At 67.6% G+C, this 25588-nt stretch carries 25 protein-coding genes and 2 pseudogenes; 15 read left to right on the forward strand and 12 right to left on the reverse strand.

The features are described 5' to 3' along the window. The 4 genes from A8G15_RS01635 to aceA form a co-directional block, all read right to left on the reverse strand. Positions 1-783, reverse strand: a 783-nt coding sequence (locus A8G15_RS01635; RefSeq protein WP_068154724.1) for an NAD(P)-dependent alcohol dehydrogenase, incomplete at its 3' end; no start/stop codon positions are given. Between the two features lie 84 nt (positions 784-867). Further along, positions 868-3156, reverse strand: a complete 2289-nt coding sequence (gene metE, locus A8G15_RS01640; protein ID WP_068155055.1) for a 5-methyltetrahydropteroyltriglutamate--homocysteine S-methyltransferase — start codon at positions 3154-3156, stop codon at positions 868-870. Positions 3157-3268: 112 nt separating this feature from the next. Continuing rightward, positions 3269-4165, reverse strand: a complete 897-nt coding sequence (locus A8G15_RS01645; RefSeq protein ID WP_068154726.1) for a 3-hydroxybutyryl-CoA dehydrogenase — start codon at positions 4163-4165, stop codon at positions 3269-3271. 229 nt (positions 4166-4394) lie between these two features. After that, complete coding sequence (gene aceA, locus A8G15_RS01650) at positions 4395-5684, reverse strand: isocitrate lyase (RefSeq protein ID WP_068154728.1); 1290 nt, start codon at positions 5682-5684, stop codon at positions 4395-4397. A 583-nt stretch (positions 5685-6267) separates the two neighbouring features. Here aceA and A8G15_RS01655 point away from each other — a divergent pair. The 9 genes from A8G15_RS01655 to A8G15_RS01695 all read left to right on the forward strand — a co-directional run bounded on the left by A8G15_RS01655 (position 6268) and on the right by A8G15_RS01695 (position 15254). Continuing rightward, the gene (locus tag A8G15_RS01655) at positions 6268-7404 is read left to right on the forward strand and encodes a globin domain-containing protein (RefSeq protein WP_342671534.1); all 1137 of its coding nucleotides are present in this window, start codon (positions 6268-6270) and stop codon (positions 7402-7404) included. A 53-nt stretch (positions 7405-7457) separates the two neighbouring features. Further along, positions 7458-8870 (forward strand): acetate metabolism transcriptional regulator RamB, encoded by a 1413-nt coding sequence (gene ramB / locus A8G15_RS01660; RefSeq protein WP_068154732.1) that lies wholly within the window; start codon positions 7458-7460, stop codon positions 8868-8870. Positions 8871-9197: 327 nt separating this feature from the next. After that, on the forward strand, positions 9198-10466 hold the full coding sequence (urtA, locus tag A8G15_RS01665) for an urea ABC transporter substrate-binding protein (protein ID WP_068154734.1): 1269 nt from the start codon (positions 9198-9200) through the stop codon (positions 10464-10466). Between the two features lie 38 nt (positions 10467-10504). Beyond that, positions 10505-11389, forward strand: a complete 885-nt coding sequence (gene urtB, locus A8G15_RS01670; protein WP_068154736.1) for an urea ABC transporter permease subunit UrtB — start codon at positions 10505-10507, stop codon at positions 11387-11389. Further along, positions 11389-12513: an urea ABC transporter permease subunit UrtC gene (gene urtC, locus A8G15_RS01675; protein WP_068154738.1), complete on the forward strand. Its 1125-nt coding sequence runs from the start codon at positions 11389-11391 to the stop codon at positions 12511-12513. The genes urtB and urtC overlap by 1 nt, the downstream gene beginning before the upstream one ends. Continuing rightward, positions 12510-13292, forward strand: coding sequence for an urea ABC transporter ATP-binding protein UrtD (urtD, locus tag A8G15_RS01680; protein ID WP_068154740.1), 783 nt, complete (start codon positions 12510-12512; stop codon positions 13290-13292). The genes urtC and urtD overlap by 4 nt, the downstream gene beginning before the upstream one ends. Then, positions 13292-13984, forward strand: coding sequence for an urea ABC transporter ATP-binding subunit UrtE (gene urtE / locus A8G15_RS01685; RefSeq protein WP_068154741.1), 693 nt, complete (start codon positions 13292-13294; stop codon positions 13982-13984). Before urtD ends, urtE begins: the two co-directional genes overlap by 1 nt. Continuing rightward, the gene (locus A8G15_RS01690; protein ID WP_068154742.1) at positions 13984-14670 is read left to right on the forward strand and encodes a GntR family transcriptional regulator; all 687 of its coding nucleotides are present in this window, start codon (positions 13984-13986) and stop codon (positions 14668-14670) included. Before urtE ends, A8G15_RS01690 begins: the two co-directional genes overlap by 1 nt. 5 nt (positions 14671-14675) lie before the next feature. Then, the gene (locus A8G15_RS01695) at positions 14676-15254 is read left to right on the forward strand and encodes a carboxymuconolactone decarboxylase family protein (RefSeq protein ID WP_068154744.1); all 579 of its coding nucleotides are present in this window, start codon (positions 14676-14678) and stop codon (positions 15252-15254) included. A gap of 12 nt (positions 15255-15266) precedes the next feature. Here the strand turns inward: A8G15_RS01695 and A8G15_RS01700 are convergent, their stop codons facing one another. After that, positions 15267-16160, reverse strand: a complete 894-nt coding sequence (locus A8G15_RS01700; RefSeq protein WP_068154746.1) for a type IV toxin-antitoxin system AbiEi family antitoxin domain-containing protein — start codon at positions 16158-16160, stop codon at positions 15267-15269. A 176-nt stretch (positions 16161-16336) separates the two neighbouring features. Further along, a pseudogene (locus A8G15_RS29585) lies at positions 16337-16498 on the reverse strand (KR domain-containing protein); the annotation flags it as partial. Here A8G15_RS29585 and A8G15_RS01710 point away from each other — a divergent pair. Then, positions 16498-16731: pseudogene (locus tag A8G15_RS01710) on the forward strand (winged helix-turn-helix transcriptional regulator); the annotation flags it as partial. The pseudogenes A8G15_RS29585 and A8G15_RS01710 sit on opposite strands and share 1 nt — an antisense overlap. Before the next feature lie 11 nt (positions 16732-16742). On the opposite strand, the gene A8G15_RS01715 reads toward A8G15_RS01710, so the two are convergent. Further along, on the reverse strand, positions 16743-17099 hold the full coding sequence (locus A8G15_RS01715) for a cupin domain-containing protein (RefSeq protein WP_068154754.1): 357 nt from the start codon (positions 17097-17099) through the stop codon (positions 16743-16745). Positions 17100-17583: 484 nt separating this feature from the next. Here A8G15_RS01715 and A8G15_RS31635 point away from each other — a divergent pair, with 484 nt between their 5' ends. Then, the gene (locus A8G15_RS31635; RefSeq protein ID WP_245687680.1) at positions 17584-18021 is read left to right on the forward strand and encodes a hypothetical protein; all 438 of its coding nucleotides are present in this window, start codon (positions 17584-17586) and stop codon (positions 18019-18021) included. Here the strand turns inward: A8G15_RS31635 and lpdA are convergent. From lpdA to A8G15_RS01735, 3 genes are all read right to left on the reverse strand, one after another. Further along, a complete protein-coding gene (gene lpdA, locus A8G15_RS01725) occupies positions 18011-19414 on the reverse strand; it encodes a dihydrolipoyl dehydrogenase (RefSeq protein WP_068154755.1) in 1404 nt (467 codons plus the stop codon). The two genes, A8G15_RS31635 and lpdA, sit on opposite strands and share 11 nt — an antisense overlap. A gap of 79 nt (positions 19415-19493) precedes the next feature. Next, positions 19494-20288: an ABC transporter permease gene (locus tag A8G15_RS01730; protein WP_068154756.1), complete on the reverse strand. Its 795-nt coding sequence runs from the start codon at positions 20286-20288 to the stop codon at positions 19494-19496. Beyond that, entirely contained in the window at positions 20285-21235 is a 951-nt protein-coding gene (locus A8G15_RS01735) for an ABC transporter ATP-binding protein (protein ID WP_068154758.1), read from the reverse strand. Before A8G15_RS01735 ends, A8G15_RS01730 begins: the two co-directional genes overlap by 4 nt. A gap of 95 nt (positions 21236-21330) precedes the next feature. Between A8G15_RS01735 and A8G15_RS01740 the strand changes: the two genes are divergently transcribed. Continuing rightward, complete coding sequence (locus A8G15_RS01740) at positions 21331-22011, forward strand: TetR/AcrR family transcriptional regulator (RefSeq protein ID WP_068154759.1); 681 nt, start codon at positions 21331-21333, stop codon at positions 22009-22011. A 94-nt stretch (positions 22012-22105) separates the two neighbouring features. Here A8G15_RS01740 and A8G15_RS01745 read toward each other — a convergent pair whose 3' ends face one another. Next, a complete protein-coding gene (locus A8G15_RS01745; protein WP_068154762.1) occupies positions 22106-22957 on the reverse strand; it encodes an SDR family oxidoreductase in 852 nt (283 codons plus the stop codon). 106 nt (positions 22958-23063) lie between these two features. Next, positions 23064-23477: a DNA-binding protein gene (locus tag A8G15_RS01750; protein ID WP_068154764.1), complete on the reverse strand. Its 414-nt coding sequence runs from the start codon at positions 23475-23477 to the stop codon at positions 23064-23066. Between the two features lie 163 nt (positions 23478-23640). Between A8G15_RS01750 and A8G15_RS01755 the strand changes: the two genes are divergently transcribed. The 3 genes from A8G15_RS01755 (at position 23641) to A8G15_RS01765 (ending at position 25391) form a co-directional block, all read left to right on the forward strand. Beyond that, positions 23641-24309 carry a hemerythrin domain-containing protein gene (locus A8G15_RS01755; protein WP_068154766.1) on the forward strand — a complete coding sequence of 223 codons (669 nt, stop codon included), beginning with the start codon at positions 23641-23643 and terminating at the stop codon, positions 24307-24309. A 142-nt stretch (positions 24310-24451) separates the two neighbouring features. Beyond that, positions 24452-24742, forward strand: a complete 291-nt coding sequence (locus A8G15_RS01760; protein WP_068154767.1) for a hypothetical protein — start codon at positions 24452-24454, stop codon at positions 24740-24742. Positions 24743-24851: 109 nt separating this feature from the next. Continuing rightward, positions 24852-25391, forward strand: coding sequence for a hypothetical protein (locus A8G15_RS01765; protein ID WP_068154769.1), 540 nt, complete (start codon positions 24852-24854; stop codon positions 25389-25391). The last annotated feature ends 197 nt before the right edge of the window (positions 25392-25588 follow it).

Raw genomic sequence — 25588 nt, forward strand, 5'->3', positions numbered from 1 at the left:
GTTCAGCCGCAGCAGCGACAGGTACCGATCCATGTCGAGGTTGACCGAGACTGTGTTGAGGATCAGGTCGAACCGGCTGCGCAGTTCCTTGAACACGGCGGGATCGCTCGTCGCACGGTAGTCGACGGCACCGAACCGCAGGCCGTCGTCCTTCTTCGACAGGGAATGCCCGAGCACGGTGACCTCGGCGCCGAGCGCGGCGGCGATCTTGACCCCGATGTGACCGAGCCCGCCCATCCCGATGATCGCGACGCGGGTACCGGGCCCGGCCCCGTAGCGCCGCAGCGGGGAGTACAACGTGATCCCGGCGCACAGCAGTGGCGCGGCGGCCGCGGGATCCAGACCGGCCGGAACCTTCAGCACGAAGTGCTCGGTCACGACGATGTGCGTGGAGTACCCGCCCTGGGTGACCTCGCCGTCGCGGCCGACCGCGTTGTAGGTGCCGGTGACCCGGTTCTCGCAGTGCTGTTCCGCGCCCGCGGTGCACGCGCCGCATTCGCGGCACGAGTCGACGAAGCACCCGACGCCCACCCGATCACCGACCGCGTGCTTCGTCACGTCGGTGCCGACGGCCTCGACGATGCCCACGATCTCGTGCCCGGGAACGATGGGATAACGGGTGTGCGCCCACTCGTTGCGGGCGGTGTGGATGTCCGAATGGCAGATACCGGCGTATTCGATCCGGATGAGCACATCGAGGGGGCCGGGTTCCCGGCGCTCGACGGTGGTCTTGGCAAGCGGTGCGTCTGCGGCGGGGGCAGCGTAGGCGGCGACGGTCGTCATGCCTTCATGCCTACACCCGTGCAGACGACGGTGCGCACCCGCGGGGGCTGTCCACGGGTGCGCACCGATCCGGGCGGGAGGCTGCTACTGCTCGGCGGCGGTACGGCGCCGCAACCGTCGTGCCGCCGCGACGAGGTTGCGCAACGACGGTTCGAGCTGCCAGTGGTGGCGGGTCTTGAGGCCACCGTCCGGGTTGGCCCACAACCGATCCGGGTCCACCGACTCGGCGGCCTCGGTGAGCAGTTCGTCCAGTTCGTCGATGTCCGGGATCCGTGCCGAGCGGCTCTCGTACACACCGGGGCCGACGCCGTGGGTGAGCGCGTGGTCCTTGATCGCCTCGAGCACCCAGCGGATGGACCGGGTCGCGACGATCGCGGTGACGTCCGCGTCGAGCCGTTCGATCGCGTCGACCACCGACTGCTGACCGGAGTACGTCAGATGTGTGTGGATCTGGGTCTCCGGCTTCGCGCCGCCGGTGGCGAGCCGGAACGCGTCGACCGCCCAGTTCAGGTACTCGGTGCGCCCGTCCTGCCGCAACGGCAGCAGTTCGCGGATGGCCGGCTCGTCGACCTGGATGATCGCGATACCCGCGCGCTCGAGGTCGGCGATCTCGTCACGGATCGCCAACGCGAGTTGATCTGCGGTTTCGTGCAGCGGCTGATCCTGGCGCATGTACGACCGGGCGAGCATCGTCACCGGGCCGGTCAGCATGCCCTTGACCGGCTTGTCGGTGAGCGACTGCGCGTACGCGATCCACTCGACGGTCATCGGCTTCGGCCGCACGATGTCGCCGTAGAGGATCGGCGGTCGCGTGCACCGCGAACCGTAGGCCTGCACCCAGCCGAAGTGCGTGGTGGCGAAGCCCTCCAGCAACTCGGCGAAGTACTGCACCATGTCGTTGCGTTCGTGTTCACCGTGCACGAGCACGTCGAGACCGATGTCCTCCTGCAACCGGACGGTGGACTCGATCTCCTCGCGGATCCGCTTGACGTAGTCGTCGTAGGAGATCCGGCCCTCACCGAGATCGCGACGGACCTTCCGGATCTCGTCGGTCTGCGGGAACGACCCGAGGGTCGTCGCCGGGACCGGCGGCAGATTCAGACGGTCCTGCTGCGCGGCACGACGCTGCTCGTAGGGCGCGCGCACCCGGTGTTCGGGCGTCAGCGCGTTGATCCGCGCGCGGACGGTGTGCTTCTGCTTGAAGTGCACCGAGGTCGGGGGCACCCGCCACTTCTCCTCGGCACCGGTGGTCAGTGCCTTGGCGAGCGAGACCACCTCGCCGACCTTCTGCTTCGCGAAGGCGAGGCGGTCGGCGACGTCACCGGGAATGTCGTATTCGACGAGCAGGTCGTAGGGCACGTGCAGCAACGAGCACGACGTCGACACGACCAGGTCCGGCGCGACCGCGGCGATCGAGTCGAGATACTCGAGGACGCGACGCCGGTCGGCGCGCCACACGTTGCGGCCGTCGACGACCCCGGCGTAGATGCGCTTGCGCTTGAGGCCGGGCACGGCGGCCAGTTCGTCGGCGTTGATCCGGCCGTTGATCAGGTCCAGGCCGATCGCCTCGACCTTCGACGCCGCGAGAATCGGCAGCGCGGCACCGAGGTGACCGTACGGACCGGTGACGAGCAGGCGCGGACGCAGCGGCGCCTGGGACAGCACGTCGTATGCGCGCTTCAGCGCCGCGAGTTCGTCCTCGCTGCGGTCCTCGGTGAAGGACGGCTCGTCGAGCTGGACGCACGTCGCGCCGGCCTTGGCGAGCTGCTCGAAGAGCTTCTCGTACTCGGGGAGCAACGCGTCGAGCAGGTCGAGCGTGGAGAATCCGTCCTTCTGCGAGGTCGGCGAGATCTTCGACAGCAGCAGCAACGAGACCGGGCCGAGGACGACCGGGCGCAGTTCGATGCCCTTGGCCTTGGCGCGTTCGAACTCGTCGAGCACGGCGGCCGAGTTCAGGGCGAACACGGTGTTCTCGTCGAGTTCGGGTTGCCGGTAGTGATAGTTGCTGCCGAACCAGCGGACCAGTTCCAGCGGCGGGAAATCCTCCCGGCCGCGGCACAGGGTGAAATAGAAGTCGAGCGGGTCGAGCTCGCCGACCAGGGGACGGAACCGCTCGGGGACCGCGCCGAACAACAGGGCGTTGTCCAGAACGTGGTCGTAGTAGGAGAACGTGTTGCCGGGGACCTGTGTCAGTCCGGTCGCCGCGAGTTCGCTCCAGGTGTCCTCCTGGATTTCGCGGGCGACGGCGACGAGTTCGTCGCGTGTGCCGGTGCCGTGCCAGTAGGCCTCGAGCGCACGCTTGAGTTCGCGGCGGGTTCCGATACGCGGGTACCCGAGGATGCTGGATCCGTAGCCGGTGGCGTTGCTGGCCATCTCGGAATCGACCTTTCCCTCATGCACCTCACGCCCGTGCACCGACGAGCAGTGCACAGGGCACTGCTGTCGGGCACGGGCGCCGAAGTACGGTGTGGTGCTACCTACTTGCTCAGCTGGCCTTCTTGGAGGCCCGACCGTTTTCGGCGTACTCGTAGAAGCCGGCACCCGACTTCTTGCCGACGAGGCCGGCCTCGACCATGCGCAGCAACAGCGGCGGGGCCGAGTACAGCGGCTCCTTGAACTCCTCGTACATCGAGTCGGCGATCGACTTGACGGTGTCGAGCCCGACGAGATCGGTCAGCGCGAGCGGACCCATCGGGTGGGCGCATCCGAGCACCATCGCCTTGTCGACGTCCTCCTTGGTCGCGAAACCGGATTCGACCATCCGGATCGCAGACAGCAGGTAGGGCACGAGCAGCGCGTTCGCGATGAAACCGGCCCGGTCCGAGGAGCGGACGACCTGCTTGCCGAGCACGTCGGCGGCGAAGGCCTCGGCACGGGCGGTGACCGCGGGGCTGGTCTTGAGGGTGGTGATGAGCTCCACCAGCGGGAGCACCGGCACCGGGTTGAAGAAGTGCAGGCCGATGACGCGCTCGGGGGCGCTGGTGGCGATGCCCAGCTTCATGATCGGGATCGACGAGGTGTTCGAGGCGAGCACCGCGTTCGGGTCCGTGACGATCTTGTCGAGCTCGGCGAAGATCTCGCTCTTGACCTTCTCGTCCTCGACGACGGCCTCCACGACGAGCTGGCGGTCCGCGAAGTCACCGAGGTCCGAGGTGAACCGGAGGCGCCACGCGGCCTGCTCCCGTTCCCGTTCGGTGATCTTTCCGCTGCTCACACCCCGGTCGAGGGACCGGAGGATGCGGGCACGTCCGGCGGCCGCAAGTTCGCGGGTCTGCTCGAACACCAGTACGTCGACATGAGCGCGCGCGCACACCTCGGCGATACCTGCGCCCATGATCCCGGCGCCGATCACGCCGACGCGCTGAATCTTTTCGCTGGTCACGTCAGCTCCTTCTCGTCATGTGGGGTTGGTCGTGGAGTTCTTCCTGCACGGTGTGTCCTCAACCGTGATCGTGCACAGTGCGGCTCTTACACGACGATCCGGCGGGGATCATCCACCGACCGGATCGTCGCAATGTGTCCGACTGGACCCGGCCGGAGAGGCCGGGGTGAAGTCACCGCGGCGGGAGTCCGGGACGGATCCCGCCGCGATGTGACTTCGAAGCCTGTTCCTAGTGGAACTGGCCCTCCTCGGTGGAGCCCTTCAGGGCAGCCGTGGAGGTGTTCGGGTCGACCGTGGTGGCGATCGAGTCGAAGTAGCCGGCGCCGACCTCGCGCTGGTGCTTGATGGCGGTGAAGCCACGCTCCTCGGCGGCCTTGAACTCGCGCTCCTGCAGGTCGACGAACGCGGTCATGCCGTTGCGGGCGTAGCCGTGAGCCAGGTCGAACATGCCGTAGTTGAGCGAGTGGAAGCCGGCGAGGGTGATGAACTGGAACTTGAAGCCCATCGCGCCGAGTTCGCGCTGGAACTTCGCGATGGTCGCGTCGTCCAGGTGAGCCTTCCAGTTGAAGGACGGCGAGCAGTTGTAGGCGAGGAGCTGGTCCGGGAACTCGCCACGGACGGCCTCGGCAAACTGCTTGGCGACCTCGAGGTCCGGAACGCCGGTCTCCATCCAGATGAGGTCGGAGTAGGGGGCGTAGGCCTTGGCGCGGGCGATGCAGGGCTCGATGCCGTTCTTGACGCCGTAGAAGCCCTCGGCCGTCCGGGTGCCGTCGAGGAACTCGCGGTCGCGCTCGTCGACATCCGAGGTCAGCAGCGTGGCGGCCTCGGCGTCGGTGCGGGCGATGACGACGGTCGGGACGTCCGCGACGTCGGCCGCGAGGCGAGCCGAGGTCAGGGTGCGGATGTGCTGCTGGGTCGGGATGAGCACCTTGCCACCGAGGTGACCGCACTTCTTCTCCGACGCGAGCTGGTCCTCCCAGTGCGAACCGGCGACGCCGGCAGCGATCATGGCCTTCTGCAGCTCGTAGACGTTCAGCGCGCCACCGAAGCCGGCCTCACCGTCGGCGACGATCGGGGCGAGCCAGTTCTCGACGGAGGTGTCGCCCTCGACCTTGGCGATCTCGTCGGCGCGGAGCAGCGCGTTGTTGATGCGGCGGACGACCTGCGGAACCGAGTTCGCCGGGTACAGCGACTGGTCCGGGTAGGTGTGGCCGGAGAGGTTCGCGTCACCGGCGACCTGCCAGCCGGACAGGTAGATGGCCTTGAGGCCGGCACGGACCTGCTGCACGGCCTGGTTGCCGGTCAGCGCGCCGAGCGAGTTGATGTAGTCCTCGTTGTTGACGAGATCCCAGAGGATCTCGGAGCCACGGCGGGCGAGGGTGGCTTCCTCGACGACGGTGCCCTGCAGCTTGACGACCTGCTCGGCCGTGTAGTTGCGGGTGACGCCCTTCCAGCGGGGGTTGGTGTCCCAGTCCTTCTGGATTTCCTCAGCGGTCCGCGGGGTGCCGGTGGTCGACATCAAAGCTCCACTCTCTAGATTCGAATCCGCTCCGGGTGTTCAGCAGTACGTGCGTACGACTTCACACCCTTCGCGTGCCGTTCGGATGTACACCAAGACAATGACACAGCTGAAAAATGCCGTCTACCTGTTGCTAATGCCAACCTTGGCTAGTTTTCGAGGCGCCTTTGCAAAGTTTGTAAATCAATGGCGGCTCCAACGACTTCCCAAATCGGACAGTTTGGTTACTCGTCGGTAGCCACTACCTCGGGTTTCCCGGCGCGACGGTTCCGCCGGCGCCGGACCGCCCCGAAGCAGCAGCGGACGCCCCACCCCGGGCGCGGTCGGGCGGCGATGTGGGCGGTCTCACACCTGCCGCGCCCCTGAGCTGCACATTTCGGCAAACCTTGATCAACACGATTCCTGCAACCCGCCGTAACATGTCTCCCGACGACCAGATCGGGGCTGGACTCGTCGCGCATCGTGCTGCGCAGCTGCTCGCGTCTCGCCCATCCACACGAGCAGAGGAGGGGTCATCCTTTCCCCCACGTCGCACGACGTCATAGAGGCCACGCTGCCCGCCGTCGAAGCCCACATCGGCGCGATTTCCGAACGTTTCTACGAGCGGCTGTTCGCAGCGGCGCCACATCTCTGCACGGACCTGTTCAACCGCACGAACCAGCGCAACCGCGAGCAGCAGAAGGCACTCGCGAGTTCGATCGCGGCGTTCGCCAAACTCCTCGTCACGGAGAAGCCCGAGGACATCGACCCGATCATGGCCCGGATCGCCAACAAGCACGCGTCGATCGGCATTCAGGCCGGGCACTACGAGATGATCCGCTTCCACCTGTTCGCGGCGATCGGCGAGGTCCTCGGTCCCGCGGTGACCCCGGAGGTCGCCGCGGCCTGGCACCAGGTCTACACCCTCATGGCAGGTTCGCTCATCGCCCAGGAAGCCGCTCTCTACAACTCGGTCGGGGTACCCCACGGCCACGTGTGGCGGCTGGTCGTCGTCTCCGAGGTCGAATACGACGGTGCCCGGGTCGCGACCTTCGTGCTCCGGTCACTCGACGGACGACCGCTCCCCGATTTCCTTCCCGGACAATATATTTCGATCTGCGTACGACTCCCGGACGGCACCCGCCAGATCCGGCAGTACACCCTCGTGCGGGGACGGGCGTCGGGTGAATGGGCCGTCACGATCAAACGGGTCCCGGGCGGCCTGGTCTCCCCGTTCCTCGTCGACGCCGTGCGGACGGGCACCGAGCTGATCGTGTCGCACCCCTTCGGAAGCCTGCTCGTCGAAGGCGGAAACACCCCATTGGCACTGATCTCGGCCGGCATCGGCATCACCAGCACACTGACCGTCCTGCAGAACCTCGCCGAGACCAATCCCCTGCGCCGCGTCGTGGCTCTGCACGTGGACCACTCCCCCTACGATCATGCGCGCCGCACCGACATCGCCGAACTCGTCTCCCGCCTCCCCAATTCCCGGATGCAGGTGCGGTACAACGATTTCGAAGAATTCCACGTGATCGGCCGATCGCCCGTCGACGACCTCGACCTTCCCGCGGGCGCCACCGCGTACGTCTACGGTCCGGTGGCGTTCATGCGCGCGGTCCGGGACGGGCTCGTCGGCCGCGGAATCCCGCTCGAGTCGATTCACTACGAGGCGTTCGCGCCCGGGTCGTGGCTCGGCGTCGACCGACCCGCGCAGGTGGCTTCGACCCGACACGATTAACACGTTGCGAACCTCGCGTTGCAAAGCCTCGTAGGTGATCGTACGCTGGGCGAATGGCCAAGACCTTCGTGGGAGCCCGCCTCCGCCAGCTGCGTACCGAGCGGGGCCTCAGCCAAGCCGCACTCGCGAAAACCCTCGAGATCTCCGCCAGCTACCTGAATCAGATCGAACACGACGTCCGTCCCCTCACCGTTCCCGTGCTGCTGCGGATCAGCGAGGTCTTCGGTGTCGACACGACCTTCTTCTCCTCGCAGGACGACACCCGCCTGATCGCCGAGATGCGGGAGGTCGCACTCGACCAGGAGATGGGCATCGAAGCCGACGCCCAAGAGATCGCCGAGATGGTCGCCGCGCATCCCGGGCTGGCCCGGGCGATGGTCAACATGCACCGAAGGTTCCGCAACACCACCGCGCAGCTCGCCGCCGCGACCGAGGACCGCTACAGCGACGGCAGCGGCAGCGGCTCCATCACGATGCCGCACGAGGAAGTGCGCGACTACTTCTACCAGCGGCAGAACTACATGCACGACCTCGACACCGCAGCCGAGGAACTCGCCAACCGCATCCGGTTCCATCGCGGCGACGTGGCCGGGGAGATCGCCAAACGCATGGCGTCGGTGCACGACGTGCAGATCGTCAAGCGCATCGACCTCGGCGAGAACGTCCTGCACCGATACGACCCCGAGACCCGCACCCTCGAAATCGCCCCGCAACTGTCCGGCGGCCAGCAGGTGTTCAAGCTCGCCACCGAACTCGCCTACCTCGAATGCGGCGACCTCATCGACAAGATGGTCGACGACGGCGCCTTCACCTCCGACGCCTCACGCGCCCTCGCCCGCCTCGGTCTCGCGAACTACTTCGCCGCGGCGACCATCCTGCCGTACACGCAGTTCCACGAGATCGCCGAGGACTTCCGTTACGACGTCGAGCGCCTGTCCGCGTTCTACGGCGTCAGCTACGAGACGATCGCCCACCGTCTGTCGACGCTGCAGCGTCCCAAACTGCGCGGGGTGCCGTTCTCGTTCGTCCGTGTCGACCGGGCCGGCAACATGTCCAAGCGCCAGTCCGCCACCGGCTTCCACTTCTCGTCCAGTGGTGGAACCTGCCCGCTGTGGAACGTCTACGAGACGTTCGCCTACCCGGGCAAGATCATGACGCAGATCGCGCAGATGCCCGACGGCCGCCGCTACCTGTGGGTCGCGCGAACCGTCGAACGCCGCGCGGCACGGTACGGGCAGCCGTCGAAGACGTTCGCCATCGGCCTCGGTTGCGAACTGCGCCACGCGCACCGGCTGGTCTACGCCGACGGTCTCGACCTCGACGATTCCAACCCCGGCACGCCGATCGGCGCGGGTTGCCGCATCTGCGAACGCGTCAACTGCCCGCAGCGCGCCTTCCCACCGCTCGGCAAGGAACTCGACATCAACGAGCACCGCAGCTCCGTCTCGCCCTACCTCATCCGCTGATCCGCGCGCCGCGCACCCGCGCGTCGCACCACCGCGCGTCGCCCGGCTGCCGGGTACCGCCCCTGTCCTCCGAGCGAGTGGTACACCCGATCGATTGAAGGAGACGAGGGATACATTCGCTCGGGCGCCGGGGCAGGGTCCGGACACGCTGACGGGTGCGGCTCCGGCCTGTTCACGCAACGGAAACATCGAACATCCAATCGTCACAAGCAGATATACCCGCGCAACACCGTCCCTTTACTGTTTGGCCGACGAATACAGCGTTGTATACGCACCCGGATACACCGGGAACCGAGGCTTCACATCTTCGAACAAGGGGGCATCTCCATGCCAGTTGCCAGGTCCACATTCGCCCAGCGAGCCGTCGCCGTTCCGGTGGCGCTCGCGGCCATCGGTCTGCTCCTCACCGCTTGCGGCAGCAAGGCCGGTGACACCGCGACCGGCGCGGCCGGCGAATCCTGCGTCGACACCTCCGGCGACACCATCAAGGTCGGTTCGCTGAACTCCCTGTCCGGCACCATGGCGATTTCCGAAGTCACCGTGCGTGATTCGATTGCGCTGGCCGTCGAGCAGATCAACGCGTCCGGCGGTGTCCTCGGCAAGCAGATCACGATCGTCGCCGAGGACGGTGCTTCCGAGCCCACGGTGTTCGCCGAGAAGGCAGAGAAGCTCATCAGCTCCGACTGTGTCGCTGCGGTGTTCGGCGGCTGGACGTCGTCGAGCCGCAAGGCGATGCTCCCGGTGTTCGAGGACAACGACGCACTGCTGTACTACCCGGTGCAGTACGAGGGCCTGGAGTCGTCGCCGAACATCTTCTACACCGGAGCCACCACCAACCAGCAGATCGTGCCGGCGCTGGACTACCTCAAGGAGAAGGGCGTCAAATCCCTCTACCTGGTCGGCAGCGACTACGTGTTCCCGCAGACGGCCAACCGCATCATCCGCGCCTACGCCGAAGCCAACGGTATCGAGATCAAGGGCGAGGACTACACCCCGCTCGGCTCGACCGACTTCTCGACGATCGTCAACAAGGTGCGCACCGCCGACGCGGACGCGGTGTTCAACACCCTCAACGGCGATTCGAACGTCGCGTTCTTCCGCGAGTACGCCAACGTGGGCCTGAAACCTGCCGACATGCCTGTGGTCTCGGTGTCCATCGCCGAGGAAGAGGTCGTCGGCATCGGCGCCCAGAACATCGAGGGCCAGCTCACCGCATGGAACTACTACCAGACGGTGGACTCCCCCGAGAACAAGTCGTTCGTCGACGCGTACAAAGCGAAGTACGGTGCGAACAAGCCGACCTCGGATCCGATGGAAGCCGCCTACACGTCGGTGTATCTGTGGAAGAACACCGTCGAGAAGGCGAACTCGTTCGCGGTGGCCGACATTCAGGAAGCAGCCGACGGTGTCTCGTTCGACGCACCCGAAGGCACCGTCACGATCGACGGCGACAACCACCACATCACCAAGACCGCCCGCATCGGCGAGATCCGCGGCGACGGACTGATCTACACGGTGTGGGATTCGGGTTCGCCGATCGAGCCGGACCCGTACCTCGAGAGCTACGACTGGGCCGCGAGCCTGTCCGGTAACTGAGTCGAGGAGACCGGGAAACCGGCGGGAAGGGAGGCGAAATGGATGTCGTTGTAGGACAGCTCTTCACCGGATTGAGCATCGGCTCGATCCTGTTGCTCGCGGCGCTGGGACTGTCACTGACGTTCGGCCAGATGGGCGTGATCAACATGGCCCACGGCGAATTCATCATGGCCGGGTCGTACACCGCGTACGTGGTGCAGCAGGTGGTGTCCGCGGCCGGGGTCTCGCTGCTGATCTCCCTGCTCGTCGGTTTCCTGGTCGGCGGTGTCATGGGCGTGCTGCTCGAGGTCACGCTCATCCGCCGCATGTACCACCGGCCGCTCGACACACTGCTCGTGACGTTCGGTGTCGGCCTGTTGCTGCAGCAGGCCGCGCGTGACGTCTTCGGCGCACCGGCGGTCAATGTCGTCGCCCCGCAATGGTTGTCGGGCGGTGTCGAGATCCTGGGCGCGGTGGTTCCGAAGACCCGCCTGTTCATCCTGGCGCTGGCCGCCGTGTGCGTGGTGGCGCTGATCGTGGCGATGAAGTACACATCGATGGGACGGCGCATCCGGGCCGTGGTGCAGAACCGCGATCTCGCCGAAACCGTCGGCATCTCCAGCAGGCGCACCGACATCACCACGTTCTTCCTCGGCTCCGGACTCGCCGGCCTGGCCGGTGTCGCGCTGACCCTCATCGGATCGACCAGCCCGACGATCGGCCAGTCGTACCTGATCGACGCGTTCCTCGTCGTCGTCATCGGCGGACTCGGACGGATCGAGGGCGCCGTGATCGCGGCGATCGCGCTGGGGCTGCTCAACTCGTTCATCGAATACTCCACCACCGCGTCGATTGCGAAGGTGATCGTGTTCGGAATCATCGTGGTGTTCCTGCAGATCCGTCCGCAGGGTCTGTTCGCGGTCAAGACAAGGAGCCTGGTCTGATGTCCGTTCTCACCCGGCCCGGGCCGGCCCGCACGTGGGCGGGTTTCGCGATCGCCGCCCTCGTGCTGTTCGGCCTCGCTCCCGCCGTCCTGTCCGACTTCCGACTGAATCTGCTCGCCAAGTTCCTGTGCTTCGCCATCGTGGCCGCCGGTATCGGCCTCGCCTGGGGCCGCGGGGGCATGCTCACCCTCGGCCAGGGCGTGTTCTTCGGTCTCGGCGCCTACATGATGGCGATGCACCTGAAGATCGCCGACGCCGAGGTGCGCGGCGACACCGTCCCGGATTTCATGCAGATCGCGGGTATCCGTGAACTGCCCGCGTACTGGGTGCCGTTCGCTTCCCCGCTCGTGACGTTACTGGCCATCCTTCTGGTGCCCGCACTGCTGGCGCTGCTGCTCGGTCTCGGTGTGTTCAAGCGCCGGGTCAAGGGCGCCTATTTCGCGATCCTGTCCCAGGCACTCGCGGCGGCGTTCGCGATCCTGCTCATCGGCCAGCAGAGCACCGGAGGGTCCAACGGCCTCAACAGGTTCCGCACGTTCTTCGGCTACGACCTGTCCGATCCGGTCAACAAGCGGATGTTGTTCTTCATCGTCGCCGCGATCCTGCTGCTCGTCGTCGCCGCGACCCGCCAGCTCATGCACTCGCGTTACGGCGAACTGCTCGTCGCGGTCCGCGACCAGGAGGAACGTGTCCGTTTCCTCGGCTACGACCCGGCGACCGTCAAGGTCGTCGCCTACACCGTCGCCGCGTTCTTCGCCGGGATCGCCGGCGCGATGTTCGTGCCGATCGTCGGCATCATCTCGCCCGCGGACATCGGTATCGTGCCGTCCATCGCCTTCCTCATCGGTGTCGCGATCGGTGGCCGCACCACCCTGCTCGGACCGGTACTCGGCGCCATCGGCGTCGCGTGGGCGCAGACCGCGCTGTCGGAGAACTTCCCGTCCGCGTGGACGTACGCGCAGGGCCTGCTCTTCATCGTCGTGGTCGGATTCTTCCCCGCCGGACTCGCCGGTCTGGCAACGCTGCGCCGCCGAAAGCGTTCCGGAACCGACTCCCCTGCCACGGAACCCGATTCCGATCCCGAAACTCCCGCCGAGAACACCGAGATGGAGCCGGCCCGATGACCGAACCCACCTTCGGCGGCAACGCCGGAATGTCCAGTCAGTACCTCGAAATCCGCGACCTGCGCGTGCAATTCGACGGCTTCATCGCCGTCGACGGTGTCGACCTGACGCTGTTGCAGGGCGACCTGCGGTTCCTCATCGGACCCAACGGCGCGGGCAAGACAACCCTGGTCGACGCCATCACCGGACTCGTCCCCGCGACCGGGTCGGTCACCAAATCCGGAGTCGAACTGCTCGGCAGGAAGGTCCACAAGATCGCCCGTCTCGGGGTGGGCCGCACGTTCCAGACGGCGTCGGTGTTCGAGGAACTGACGGTCCTGCAGAACCTCGACATCGCCGCCGGAGCGGATCGCAGCCCGTGGCAGCTGCTGCGCCGCCGCAAGGATGTGCTGCCGCAGATCGAGGAGGCCCTCGAAACCACCGGTCTCACAGCCCACCGCGACACCCCCGCCGGCATCCTCGCGCACGGCCAGAAACAGTGGCTCGAGATCGGCATGCTGCTCGTGCAGAACGCCGACGTGCTGCTCCTCGACGAGCCCGTCGCGGGCATGAGCCACGACGAGCGGGAGGAGACCGGCCGGCTGCTGCGTCGGATCGGCGCCGAACGCACGGTCGTCGTCGTCGAACACGACATGGATTTCATGCGGGCGTTCGCGACCTCGGTGACGGTACTGGCGCGCGGCAAGGTGATCGCCGAGGGCACCGTCGAAGAAGTCCAGAACGATCCGCAGGTCCAGCAGGTCTACCTGGGCACCGCAACCCTCGAGGAGGCCAACTGATGCTCGAACTCGTCGACGTACGCACCGGATACGGACGCACCGAGATCATCCACGGCGCGACGATCGTGGTCCCCTCCGACGGGGTCGTCGCGGTCATGGGCCACAACGGCGCCGGGAAGACCACGTTGCTTCGGGCGGCGGTCGGGCTGTTGCCGGTCGCCTCCGGCAAGATCCTGCTCGACGGCGAGGACATCACCGCGCTGCGTCCGGCGGCCCGGGTGGCGCGCGGTCTCGCCTACGTGCCGCAAGGTCAGCAGTCCTTCGGGCAGCTCACCTGCGCCGAGAACCTGCAGGTGGTCGCGGACGGACGCAAGAACGGCAAAGCACTGATCGCGGAGATGCTCGACCTGTTCCCCGCGCTGGTTCCGCTGCTCGACCGCCGCGCGGGCCTGCTCTCCGGTGGACAGCGCCAGCAGCTCGCCATCGCCCGGGCCCTGATCACCCGGCCGCGGATGCTCATCCTGGACGAACCGACCGAGGGTATCCAGCCGTCCGTCGTCGCGGAGATCGAGAAGACGATCGTGGATCTGAGCCGCCGCGGGGACCTCGGGGTGCTGCTCGTCGAACAGCACATCGGTTTCGCCCTCGACAACGCCCGCCACTACTACGTCCTGGAGTCTGGCCGCATCACCGCCACCGGCGAAGGAGGCACCGAAGCCGCCCGGACCGTCCGAACCGCGATGGCGATCTGATGCTCTCCCCCGGCACCCGGCGGGAGCGGGTCTACCGGGCACTTCGCGCCGACCTGATGGCAGGCACCGTCTCACCCGACGACAGGCTCAGCGAGGAACGGCTCGCGGAGTTGTACGGGGTCTCCCGCACGCCGGTGCGGGAGGCCCTGGCCCGGCTGGTATCCGAGGGGCTGGTCGAGCGCCGCGAGCACGGGCTGTTTCCGTACCGGCCGCGTTTCGACGACCTCGGCGACCTCTACGAACTGCGCGTCACGCTCGAACTGCGCGGAATCGCCCGCGCGATGTCCGGCGACGTCACCCACGACCGGGACGTACTCACGAGCGAACTCGAACGGTGGCGACGCTTCCGCGACAAACCCCCGGAGGCGGACTCGGGTTTCGTCGCGCTCGACGAGCAGTACCACCTCGCGTTGCTCGCCGCGTCCGGGAACCGGGCACTGTGCAGCGCACTCGACTCGGTGAACGCGAAGGTCCGCACCGTCCGGATGTTCGACGAACTCACCCCACAGCGGGTGACGTGCGCCGTCGACGACCACATCGCCGTCGCGGAGGCGGTGGTCGACGGCAGACTCGACGACGCCCATTCCCGTCTGCGCGACCACATCGTCAACGCTTCCGTCGCCGTCGTACAGCGCACCGAGGCGGCACGGACGATGGCCCGGCTCTCGCGGGCCGTGCGAGACTGACCCTCATGACGCCCCGCATCACGCCCGGACGGTTCCGTCAGCTCGGCCCGATCAACTGGAGCGCCTGGCGCGTTCTGTCGCTGGCTGCGGGGACCTCGGACGCGCACCTGTTCAGCACGCTGGGCCGCGCCGGGGGCCTGTTCCGCGGCTGGCTGCACTACTCCGGCAAGCTGATGCCCGGCGGCCGTCTCCCCCGGCACGACACGGAGCTGATCATTCTGCGCGTCGCGCACCTTCGCGGCTGCGACTACGAGATGGACCACCACGTGCGGCTCGGTCGTCGCGCGGGGGTAACTACGGAGATCCTGCAGCGCGTCATCGAGGGGCCGGGCGCCGACGGGTGGAGCCCGCGGCACCGCGCGCTGCTCACCGCCGTCGACGAACTGGTCGCCACCAAGGACCTCGGCGACGACACGTGGGCGGCGCTGGCAGCGCACCTCGACGAGCGCCGAATGATCGAATTCTGCATGTTGGTCGCGCACTACGACGGGCTTGCCACCACGATCGGCACCCTGCGCATCGAACGGGACTTCCCGGCGTCGAATCCGCCCACCGATTCGGAATCCGCCCCTCCTGCAGGGTGAGCGGATTCGTATTCACCGCGTCGATCGCCGGGCGGCCGCCCGCTCGAATCGCCGCGCAACCACATCGAACCGCGCCGGATCCGCCCACGTCCAGCGGATGACCTCGAGGCGGAGGTCGCGCACGGCATCCTCGCGGAGCTTCTCGGCGACCAGGTCGCGTCGATCGACATACTTGCCGGTCCCGTCGAACTCGCCGACCAGTCCGTGTTGCCCCCAGAAGAAGTCGAGACGGAAGCGTCGGCCGTCGCGCACCACGATCGGATGCTGAAGTACAGGACGTGGCAGCCCCGTCTCTGCGATCCGCACTCGCGACGACGACTCCCCCGGGCTTTCGCTGAGCGCGTCGAGGAACGACACCACCGCTGCGGCACGGACGGTCCCGTTGCGGTGCCGGGCCGCCGCTAGGGTATCCGGCAGAAGATCCGAGGTGGCCGGGTTGGTCCGCAGGGCCGAATCACCGACGACCACTGCCTGATCCCGACATCGAGACCGCGCGAGATCCACGACCGTGCGTGCCGGGGAGGTGACGGCCACGCCGTCGACCGCGGCGACGTCTCCGTCCGTCCAGGTGGTCGCGTGCACGTGCAGGTGGGTGGTCCGGCGGCCGTGTGGACCCGCACGGGAGACGTGCACCCGGTCGAGGTCGATGTTCCACACGTCCAGGTTCAGGAGCGTTGCCGCCGACACATGGCTGATCACCGTGCCGGGTGACAGTTTCGAGGCGACGTGCCGCGCCCGCATGCGGTGCCGTCCGGGAGCGTCGAGCCGGTCGTGATCGGCGCGCGACAGGTAGAGACCGCGTGTGAGCGGGACGAGGTCGCCTGCACGCACCGCGGCACGAATGTGGTCGTCCGAGATGCCCGCCGCGAGCAGGTCCGGCCTGGTCGGTGGCCGAGGGTCGGTCATGAGGCGACAATGCCCGATCCGATCCGGGGAATCGTGCAGACCGGTCCCTCGTCACCGCTTCTGTGGATGAACCACGCACCTGTGCACAGTCGTCGGATCGGTTGATGCACGACCTGATTCGGAATTCGCCGACCCGGTAGCGTGAGCGGATTCCGAATCACCGCGCCATCAGGCGCGCTCAGCGCGCGTGCGAACGGGGTCGCGTCGCGGCCGATGAGCCGCTGGAGGTCGCCGCTGTCGGTGTCGAGGGCACCGGTGGCGATGCCCGCGTCGGAGTCGGCGAGCTCCGCGTAGGTGAGCCGGTCGCCACCGAGTTCGTACACCTTGCCGGCGGTTCCGGCGAGGAATCGACGGGGTCAGCGAGCGCATGCTGTCACAGACCCTGCAGCAACTCGAACGCGACGGCTTCGTCGCCCGCGACGTCCAGGCGACGGTCACGCCCCACGTCGAGTACAGCCTGACCGATCTGGGTTCGAGATTCGCGCAGCGCCTGCTCGGGCTCGTCGAACTGGTACAGGAGTCGATTCCGGAAGTGTTTGCGGCGCAGGCACACTACGACAGCAACCGCTGATCCCCGCCGGGTCAGCGCAGGACGATCAGCGTCACCACGGAATCCTCGTTCGCGACGAGACGATGCATGATGCCCGCCTCGACGTGCACGGCCGTTCCCGGCACGAGCGAGATCGACTCGCCGCCCACCTCGAACGTCACGTGACCGGCAGCACCCTGGACCAGGATGGGGAATCCCGCGCGGTGCTCCTCCATCGTCTGACCGGCGGTGAAGCTCAGCCGGACGATGGTCGCACCGGGACCGGCCGCCATCCGTTCGATGCGGGGAGTGTCGCCCTCCTGAGCGTTCAGGTCCGCGAGGCCGCGGATTCGCGTCACACCGGCGGTGTCGTCGTGCTGTCCGGTGGGCACCGGCGGGTTCTGCGACATGCTCGACTCTCCTTCGTGGTGACCGGACGCGATCCGCGACCGCAGCGACCACGATTCTCGAACCGGTCGTGGCCGCCGTACCGTTGATCCGTCGCCCGTACCGGCGACAACTGTAAAGGAAAATACTCATTCCGATAGGGCAGGTCTCGACCGAGGCCCGTCGAGCGCGCAGCGGAGGGGCAGGAATCGGCACGACAGGTCAAGCAACGGGACCACGTTCCGGCCCTGCTCGAAGATCGACCGACCCGCTCGACGCGCACCCGCCGGCCCGGGATCTCGATCTGCACGTCACAACCGTCCGCCTCCACCTCGACTCGCTCATCGAGGAGGGCCTGGTCCGGCCACGACAACTCGGGTCCGCCAAGGTCGGGCGGCCTCGTCTCGGCTACGCCGCCGTGACGAAACCGTCCTACATCGACCTCGTCGCGCTGCTCGCGGCTCGGCTCGGCGGCACCGCGACCGAGCGGGAGAAGACGCCTGCGAGGTGGGCAGCGACGGGGCGGGCATGGTCGGTCTCGAACCGGCCGGCGACACGGACGCCGCCGCCTTCGTCATCGACGTCCTCGGCCGTCTCGGATTCGAAACACGATCCGCAACAAGCACATTCGGCGATCGTGAACTCACGTTGTGTACGTACCCGCTGGTCGCGGTCGCCCGCACCGATTCCGAGGTCGTGCGCGGCATCCGGCGCGGACTCGTCCAGCGGATTCTCGACGACAACGCCCCCACGCTCGGCGACCGGTACACCGCAGCGGTCTTTCCCGACCCACAGGACGGCAACTGCTCGATCCGCTTGGCGCTGCGCAGGTCGGACCGAGTCACAGCAACGACAACGGCCCGTGGTGACGGTGAAGTCTCCACGGGCCGAGGCCGGTACATCCGAGCGGGGATCGACCCGCACGGAGGCTCTCTCAGAAATTGATCATGTGTCCCGCGAGGCCGTGGATGGCCTCCTGCAGCGCCTCCGACAGCGTCGGGTGCGTGTGGACGTTGCGGGCCAGCTCGTTGACGGTCAGGTCCCACTTCTGGGCCAGCGTCAGTTCGGGCAGCAGCTCGGAGACGTCGGGGCCGATGAGGTGGCCGCCGATGAGCTCGCCGTGCGTCTTGTCGGCGATGAGCTTGACGAACCCGTTCGGGTCGCCCAGGCCGTGGGCCTTGCCGTTGGCGGTGAACGGGAAGGTCGCGACCTTCACGTCGTAGCCCTCGGCCCTGGCCTGCTCCTCGGTGAGACCGAACGACGCGACCTGCGGCTGGCAGAACGTCGCGCGCGGCATCATGCGGTAGTCGCCCAGCTCGAGCGTCTCGGCATTGCCGATGGTCTCGGCGGCGACGACGGCCTGCGCCTCGGCGACGTGCGCGAGCTGCAGCTTGGCGGTGACGTCACCGATCGCGTAGATGCCCGGCACATTGGTGCGCATGCGCTCGTCGATGTCGATGGCGCCGCGGTCGGTGAGGGCAACACCGGTGTTCTCGAGGCCGTAGCCCTCGACCCGCGGGGCGAAGCCGACGGATTGCAGCACCTTGTCGACGACGACGGTCTCGACGTTGCCGCTCTTGTTGTCCTTGATCGCGACGGTCACCTTGGTGCCGTCGTCGTCGATCGTCTGCACGGCCGCACCGGTCTTGATGGTGACGCCGAGCTTCTTGTACGCCTTGGTGATCTCCTTGGAGACGTCGGCGTCCTCGTTGGGCAGGGCGCGGTCGAGGAACTCGACGATGGTGACGTCCACGCCGTAGTTCTTCAGGACGTAGCCGAACTCCATGCCGATGGCGCCGGCGCCGACGATGAGGATCGAGCCCGGCAGGTCGCGGGTGAGGATCTGCTCCTCGTAGGTCACGACGTTCTCGCTGAGCGAGGTGCCCGGCAGCAGCTTGGTGACCGAACCGGTCGCGATGATGACGTTGTCGAAGGTCACCCGGTCGGTGCCGCCCTTGGTGAGCGCCACGTCGATGGTCTTGGCGTCGACGAACGAGCCCTTACCGTCGTACTCGGTGATCTTGTTCTTCTTCATGAGGAAGTGCACGCCCTTGGTGCGACCGTCCGCCACCTTGCGGCTGCGGTCGAAGGCGGCACCGAAGTCGAAGGACACGTCCCCGGAGATACCGAACGTCTTGGCCTCTTTGTTGAAGAGATGCGCCAGTTCGGCATTGCGGAGAAGCGCCTTCGAGGGAATGCAGCCCACGTTCAGGCACACACCACCCCAGTACTTCTGCTCGATGATGGCGGTGCTCAATCCCAGCTGTGCCGCGCGGATAGCAGCGACGTACCCACCGGGACCGGCTCCGAGGACAACGACGTCATAGTGTGAGGTCACGGATATACAGGGTAGTCCCGCCGAATTCCGGTGTCTGTCGATGGTCCTGTTACCGGCCGGTAGCATCCGTTTCGCGCGTTCATCGCTGCGCACCGTACCGGCGCACCGCGACGGGAACGGTCACCGCGAGAATCACCGCGATCCAGCCGAATGCCGCGGCCACCGGGTGCTGCATCGGCCACGCCGAACCCGCCGCGATACCGCCGCCCGAGCCGAACAACTCACGCAACGCCGCCACGACCGCGCTCACGGGATTCCACTCCGCGATCGCCCGCACCACGGCCGGCATGGTCTCGGTGGGTGTGAACACGTTCGAGAACATGATCAGGCCGAAGATCATCGGGGCCGCCTGCTGCAGCATGCGCTCGTCCGCGACGGCCAGCCCGAGCAGGATCCCGAGCCAGCCGAGCGCGAGACGGAACGCGAACAGCAGCACCACGGCGAGCACCACATCGGACGCGGGTGCGTCGATCCGCCACCCCACGAGATACCCGACGCCCATCATCGCGACGAGCGCGACGATCCCCACCGCGGTCTCGGCGAACGCCAGCCCCGTCGGCACCGCCGCACGGGAGATCGGGAGGGCACGGAACCGGTCGGTCAGCCCGCTGTGCAGGTCCGCGTTCGCGGTGCTCGCCGTCGCGATCAGTCCCATCGCGGCGACGAGCACGAACACCCCCGGCATGAGATACGACCGGTAGTCCGACGGATCGGCATCCCCGGCGAGTGTGCCGCCGAAGACGTAGCCGAACAGCAGCACCATCCCGAGCGGGGCGGCGAGCGTGACGGCGAGAAGGCCCGGCGCGTGCCGGTAGGTCGCGACGGTGCGGCCGAACACCACCCGGATGGCGGCGGTGGCTGTTGCGGTGGTCATGCGGTGGTCCCCTCGGTGGGACGGCCGGTGAGCGTGAGGAAGGCCTCGTCGAGGCTCGCGCGGCGACGGCCGATGTCGTGGACGTCGATCCCGTCGGCGTCGAGTGCGCGCAGGATCGGCAGCAGTTCGGGGTCCTCGTCCACCGCGAACGACATCCTGAGTGAATTGTCTTGTGTTTCGGACACTTCCACCTCACGCGCGCCGGCCTTCGCGAGGACGTTCCGGGTGCGATCGCGATGCTCGGCTGCGACCACCACATCGAGTCCGACACCGACAGCCGACGTGATCCGTTCGGGTGTGTCGGTGACGACGGTGCGGCCCCCGTCGAGGATGGTGATCGTGTCGGCGAGCCGTTCGGCTTCGTCGAGATACTGGGTGGTGAGCACGACGGTGGTGCCTTCCCGCACGAAATCTTCGACGTGCCGGTAGATCTCGTTCCGGCTGCGCGGGTCGAGGCCGGTCGTCGGTTCGTCGAGGAACAGCACGGCGGGTCGTACGACGGTGCCGGCGAGCAGATCGAGCCGGCGCCGCATGCCGCCGGAGTAGGTGCCCGCGAGGCGATCCGCTGCGTCGGAGAGACCGAATCGGTCCAGCAGATCGCGGGCGTGGTCGCGGGCGGCCCGGCGGCCCATGCCGCTCAGCCGCGCGAACATCGTGAGATTCTCGAATCCGGTGAGCCGCGGTTCGATCGCGTGGAACTGACCGACCAGCCCGATGTGCCGGCGCACGCGGTCGGCCTCGACGACGGTGTCGTGACCGAGGATGCGGGCATGCCCGTGCGTCGGGCGCAACAGCGTGGCGAGCATGCGCACGGTGGTGGTCTTGCCCGATCCGTTCGGCCCGAGAAGCGCGTGAACGGCCCCCTCCGGCACTGCGAGATCGACACCGTCGACGACGGTGCGCTCGCCGTACCGCCGGGTCAAGCCTTCGGTTTCGATGACGTTCATGCTCGTCTCCCTCAAACTGTGAACAACGTTCGCAGTTAAAGTGTAGATAAATGCGAACGGTGTTCGCAACTCTCTTCTCGAGGCATGCTGGGGTCATGCCGACCTCACTGTGGCTGCGCACCGGCGAACGCAAGCGCGGGCCCCGCCCGGCGCACACCCTTGACGACATCGGCGAGGCCTGCGTCCGGCTGGTCGACGACGAAGGCATGCGAGCGCTGTCGATGCGGCGCGTCGCCGAAGCGCTCGGCACCTCGGCGGCGTCGCTGTACCGGTACGTGGCCGGCAAGGACGACCTGCTCGCGCTGATGGCCGACCGCGTCGCCGCCGAATACGACTTCCCACCGCTCACCGGCGACGTGCGCGCCGACGTGTTCGCCATCGCCCAGCAGTCCCGGTCGCTGCACAGGCGTCATCCGTGGCTGCGCGACGTACCGGCCACCGACCTCGGGCCCAACAGCATCCGCTACCTCGACCGGCTCATCGGCGCGCTCGCCCCCGCCGGGCTGGACTCGACCGCCGTCATGATGGGTGTCGCCCTGATCAGCGGCTGGGTCGCCAACTTCGCGGCGCAGGAATCGACCGGGGAGACGGCATCGGACGCCGGGGGCGGTGCAGCGCACCTGTCCGCGATGCTCGCGCACGGCGACTACCCGCACCTGACGGCCCTGTTCACCGCGGACGCCTCGGACGCCGCCGCGCCCCTCGACAACGACGCCGCGTTCACCGCGGGGCTCGACGCCATGTTGTTCGGCATCGCCCCCGCCGTCGAGCCCTGAAACCGGAACCGGATGTCCCGGAACGGAAATGACGGTCGGCGTACCGAAACATCGGTACGCCGACCGTCACACAGGACCCTTGCGGCAGCGCGAGCTACTTCTTCTTCGCGTTGTTGAACCGGCGCATCGCCAGCAGATAGGCCGGAACCTTCCGGATCGAGACCGGACGCGGCCAGTCGCCGCCGCGGAAGAACGGCTCGGTGCCGCCGTCGACGGTGACGACGGATCCGCAGAGGAAGTCCGCGGCCGGGGAGAGCATGAACTCGACCCACGCGCCGATCTGCTCCGGCTGCCCGAAACCGCCGATCGGCACCGGGAACTCCCGCACCCGATCACCTTCCGGGCTGTCGAGCTGGGAGGTCAGCAGCGGCGTCTCGATGGCCCCCGGCGCGATCACGTTGAGCCGGATTCCCGCGCCCGCCCACTCCGGGGTGACCGCGGTGCGCCGAACCCAGTGCGTCACAGCGAGCTTCGATGCGGCGTAGGTGAACGTCGGACCGGCGGGCTTGATCCGGGACGCCCGCTTGACGGCCTTGTCCACGTCACCGGCGAGGAACGCCTTCACCGCCGACATCGGGGCCGCCGGGACCGTCGTCGTCGAATTCGACCCGAACACCACGACCTTGCTGTTGCCTGCGGCGGCGAGCGTCGAGCGCCAGCCCTCGAGCAGTTCGACGACCCCGCGGAAGTTCACCTCGGCGATGACGCGTTCCCTGCCGGGGACCGGACCGAGCCCCGCGGCGAGGACGGCACCGTCGAGGCGACCGTCGGTCTTCTCGAGCGTCTTCGCGATCGCGGTCGCGCGACCCTCCGCCGTCGACAGATCCGCGACGACGTCGCCGTCCTTCAGGTCGATCCCGATCACGGTGTGACCGGCTTCCCGCAGCCGGTCCGCGCTCGCCTTGCCCATTCCGGAAGCCGCACCGGTCACCACATAAACGCCCATTGCCATCCCCTCGTCACATCAGGTGTGCAGGCACGCTACCGCCCTCCCGATGGTTCCCGTCAGCCGGTACGCACCGAGCGACGTGCAGGTCGCCGGCCTGCCGATGTCAGGATTCGGAACGCTTCGCCAGGCGCTCGTATCTCTGCCGCGCCGCCTGGGTACTGCCCAATCCGAGTCCGAATGCGATTTGCTGCCAGGTCATTCCGCGGTCGCGTGCGATCTTCAGCAGAAGCGCTTCCAGCTGGTCCATGTCGGCCCTCGCCTTCGGGACGAGCCCCAGAGCAGCCGTCACGTCGGCGTCGTCCACGTCGGGTTCGCCGGCACCGAGCGGGTGGGCGCCACCGGCCAGCACGGCAACGATGCGGACAGCCCCCAGCGGGTCGAGCGCCTCCGGATGCGCCTGGCGGGCACGCTGGACGGGAGTGGCACCGTGCCGGTCGGAGATCCGGGACAGCCCGGCGTACTCGCGATCAGCGCGTTCACGGCTGGGATTCGGTGGGATGAACCGGTCGTCGGACATGACCCCATCGTGATGGCCGATCGTCTCGTTGTCAACATCTTGCTGTGAACAAATTGTTCACACGCGAGTGCGGCTGCTCCGACGCCACACGTAGCACCGAGCCATGAGCGCGCACCAAGCGATCGCCAAGCCGCCGCCAAGCGCCGGCGCGCACGCTACCGCCATGACTTCTGCAACGAAGGCTCCGCGCCTCACCACCGACGACGAACTGCTCGGAATGCGCCTCGCCCACCGCGTGATCCGTCACGACATCGACCGTCTCTCACGTCTCGCCGACGAGATGCTCGCGGACCCGTCGCGTTTCGATCGGGCCCGGTACGCCGCGATCTCCGACTACGTCGGGCTGTTCACCACGAGCCTCCACCATCACCACACCATCGAGGACCTCTCGTTGTGGCCCTTGATCACGGAGTCGGCCGGCCCGGACGTCGACTTCACCGCGCTCACCGACGACCACGACGAACTCGATCCGCTCCTCGACGACCTTGTCCGCCTGGCAGGCGAACTCCCCGGGCAGACCGCCGTCGCCGGGTTCGCGCGAACCGTCCGCCGGCTGCGAAAGCTGCTCGACAAACATCTCGACGACGAAGAGCGGGCCGTGTTTCCACTGATCACCGGCTATGTGACCGTCGACCGGTGGCAGCAGTTCGAGAAGGAGGCACAACGCAGCGGTCGAGCGGACTTCGACCTCACACGATTCGTCGCGGTCATGACCGCCGAGGAATCGGAGAAGGCGCGCGGGGAGATGCCGCTGTTCCTGCGCGCGGTGGTCTCGGTGCTCTCCCGCAAACAGCGCCGGCGTGAACGAAGGACATTCGGCGCCGACGCGTGACCCTGCGACTCTGCCCGGCATGCTCGTCGCGACCGGACGCGGACGCTTCACGGTTCGGGCATGATGGGTCCGTGCGTGTTCCCGGTCGATCCCAACCCGCGCGGCGCGAGGCCGCTCGGGTGTTCGACACGGGAGAACACACATGGAATACAACGCGCTGATCGAACTCGACGTGCTCGTCGATCTGCTGACCGACGACGACATCGACGACTTTCTGGAACCGATCGTCCCGCATCACGGCTGCGTGGGCCGCAGCGACCACGACCTGGTCCACCTCACCGTCACCGTCGACGCCGTCGACGCGATCCACGCGACTCGGCTGGTTCAGGATCTGATGCGCACCTCGTATGCGGGTTACCGCGTCAACTACGTCGACGTGCTTCCCACCTGCACCTTCGATGCGATCTTCGGGTTCGGTGACTACTTCCACTGACACGACCGGGCATGGGGCCGCGTCCCGGGCGCGGCCCCCGTCGCCCCCGCGAGCGGCTTGCGCAGGAGACGCGGAGAGCCGGGCACCGCACGGACGGTACTCTCGGCCGGTGCATTCACCCACGGACACGCTCGCGCAGGTGCGCGGTGGTTTCGTGGGCGCGGTGTCCGGCGCGGTCAGCATCGCCGCGCACGGCATGGCAGGCGGCGGTAGCCCACCGGGCACCGGGGTCGTTCTGCTCATCGCCGCGTGCGTCGCGATCGGAGCGATCGTCGCTTCCGTCCCCGCCGCAGCCCACCGCCGTAGGGCACTCGTGGCGGCACTGGCCGCCGGGCAGTTCGTCGGTCACCTGACCCTGACGCTGGTGTCCGAGCAGATTTCCGGGCACACGCATCCACTGGCGCCCTCGGCGCCGATGCTCGTCGCGCACGTCGCGGCGGTCGGCGTTTCCGCAGTGCTCGTCCGCGGCGCCGAGCGCGGCTGCCGGGCGGCGATCGCGGCGGTCACCCGCATCGTGCTGGCCGTGCTGTCCTTGCCGCCCGCCGAAGCACCCCTGTGGATCTCCACACCGGTGCACCGGGCGACGCTGTCTCCGTGGCTGCTCGCCGGCGCGACCGCCGGTGTCCGGGGACCTCCCCTGCCCGTCTGACCGATCCCGCCTCGCCCCGTTCAAGTCGGGCGACCACGGGCTTCGGTGCGTTCTTCCACGTCCGTGTCCGCGGTGCCCGCACCCGTGCCGCGGTGTCGTCGACGTGTGCCTGTCCGGTGCGACGACCACCCGATGTTCGCCGCACCGGTCCACCTCACCGGTCGACGCCGAGCGCCCACATGAGCGCCGCGCCGAGC

Source organism: Rhodococcus phenolicus, assembly GCF_001646785.1.
Lineage (GTDB): Bacteria > Actinomycetota > Actinomycetes > Mycobacteriales > Mycobacteriaceae > Rhodococcus > Rhodococcus phenolicus.

What these genes read in the sequence shown, in the direction of transcription:
- metE (WP_068155055.1), bottom strand. Translation starts at nt 3,156, where the DNA reads ATGGCCAGCAACGCCACCGGCTACGGATCCAGCATCCTCGGGTACCCG.
- aceA (WP_068154728.1), bottom strand. Translation starts at nt 5,684, where the DNA reads ATGTCGACCACCGGCACCCCGCGGACCGCTGAGGAAATCCAGAAGGAC.
- ramB (WP_068154732.1), top strand. Translation starts at nt 7,458, where the DNA reads ATGGCCAAGACCTTCGTGGGAGCCCGCCTCCGCCAGCTGCGTACCGAG.
- urtA (WP_068154734.1), top strand. Translation starts at nt 9,198, where the DNA reads ATGCCAGTTGCCAGGTCCACATTCGCCCAGCGAGCCGTCGCCGTTCCG.
- urtB (WP_068154736.1), top strand. Translation starts at nt 10,505, where the DNA reads ATGGATGTCGTTGTAGGACAGCTCTTCACCGGATTGAGCATCGGCTCG.
- urtC (WP_068154738.1), top strand. Translation starts at nt 11,389, where the DNA reads ATGTCCGTTCTCACCCGGCCCGGGCCGGCCCGCACGTGGGCGGGTTTC.
- urtD (WP_068154740.1), top strand. Translation starts at nt 12,510, where the DNA reads ATGACCGAACCCACCTTCGGCGGCAACGCCGGAATGTCCAGTCAGTAC.
- urtE (WP_068154741.1), top strand. Translation starts at nt 13,292, where the DNA reads ATGCTCGAACTCGTCGACGTACGCACCGGATACGGACGCACCGAGATC.
- A8G15_RS01690 (WP_068154742.1), top strand. Translation starts at nt 13,984, where the DNA reads ATGCTCTCCCCCGGCACCCGGCGGGAGCGGGTCTACCGGGCACTTCGC.
- A8G15_RS01695 (WP_068154744.1), top strand. Translation starts at nt 14,676, where the DNA reads ATGACGCCCCGCATCACGCCCGGACGGTTCCGTCAGCTCGGCCCGATC.
- A8G15_RS01700 (WP_068154746.1), bottom strand. Translation starts at nt 16,160, where the DNA reads ATGACCGACCCTCGGCCACCGACCAGGCCGGACCTGCTCGCGGCGGGC.
- A8G15_RS01715 (WP_068154754.1), bottom strand. Translation starts at nt 17,099, where the DNA reads ATGTCGCAGAACCCGCCGGTGCCCACCGGACAGCACGACGACACCGCC.
- A8G15_RS01730 (WP_068154756.1), bottom strand. Translation starts at nt 20,288, where the DNA reads ATGACCACCGCAACAGCCACCGCCGCCATCCGGGTGGTGTTCGGCCGC.
- A8G15_RS01735 (WP_068154758.1), bottom strand. Translation starts at nt 21,235, where the DNA reads ATGAACGTCATCGAAACCGAAGGCTTGACCCGGCGGTACGGCGAGCGC.
- A8G15_RS01740 (WP_068154759.1), top strand. Translation starts at nt 21,331, where the DNA reads ATGCCGACCTCACTGTGGCTGCGCACCGGCGAACGCAAGCGCGGGCCC.
- A8G15_RS01745 (WP_068154762.1), bottom strand. Translation starts at nt 22,957, where the DNA reads ATGGGCGTTTATGTGGTGACCGGTGCGGCTTCCGGAATGGGCAAGGCG.
- A8G15_RS01750 (WP_068154764.1), bottom strand. Translation starts at nt 23,477, where the DNA reads ATGTCCGACGACCGGTTCATCCCACCGAATCCCAGCCGTGAACGCGCT.
- A8G15_RS01755 (WP_068154766.1), top strand. Translation starts at nt 23,641, where the DNA reads ATGACTTCTGCAACGAAGGCTCCGCGCCTCACCACCGACGACGAACTG.
- A8G15_RS01760 (WP_068154767.1), top strand. Translation starts at nt 24,452, where the DNA reads ATGGAATACAACGCGCTGATCGAACTCGACGTGCTCGTCGATCTGCTG.